At 58.1% G+C, this 468-nt stretch carries 1 protein-coding gene; it reads left to right on the plus strand.

The window, feature by feature from the left end; translation table 11 throughout:
- Positions 1–437: alpha/beta hydrolase (locus EOA22_RS37985; protein ID WP_164756351.1), on the plus strand; the 437-nt coding region annotated here is incomplete at its 5' end.
- Positions 438–468 lie beyond the last annotated feature (31 nt).

A 468-nucleotide genomic window follows, 5' to 3' on the forward strand; every position in this document is an offset into this window, starting at 1 on the left:
ACGATTGGCAGGCAGAAGCGGCGGCAGCGTATAATGTGCTCGAGGGCTGCGATACAGAGGATGACTTTCTGCGCACCAACGCAAGGCTAAGCATGAAGAATCCGCCGGAGTTCGTGGACCTGCTAAGAAAGAACTACCGCCTAGCCTGCGAGACCGGTCAACTGGAACGCTTCAGGCAGGCTGCCCGGATAAAGGACGACACCGAATATACCCAGATTCAGGAGGACCATCTCCTTCCGCATTTGCCCACCATGCGGGCCAAACTATTCCTAGCTTGGTCGGCCTGTGACGAAACCGTGCCGGTGGCGCGTGGCATCAAGCTGCTGGAACGCGCCCCGCAAGCCGATATGTACATTTTCGCCAATGCCGGTCACATGGTAATGATCGATCGCCCGCGCGAATTTAATGGAGTCATTCGGGACTGGCTTGGCAGCTAGCGCCGGCGTTGCAGAATGGGCCGGGCTGAGG

This window comes from Mesorhizobium sp. M7A.F.Ca.US.014.04.1.1, from assembly GCF_003998745.1.
In the GTDB taxonomy this organism is placed as follows: Bacteria; Pseudomonadota; Alphaproteobacteria; order Rhizobiales; family Rhizobiaceae; genus Mesorhizobium; species Mesorhizobium ciceri.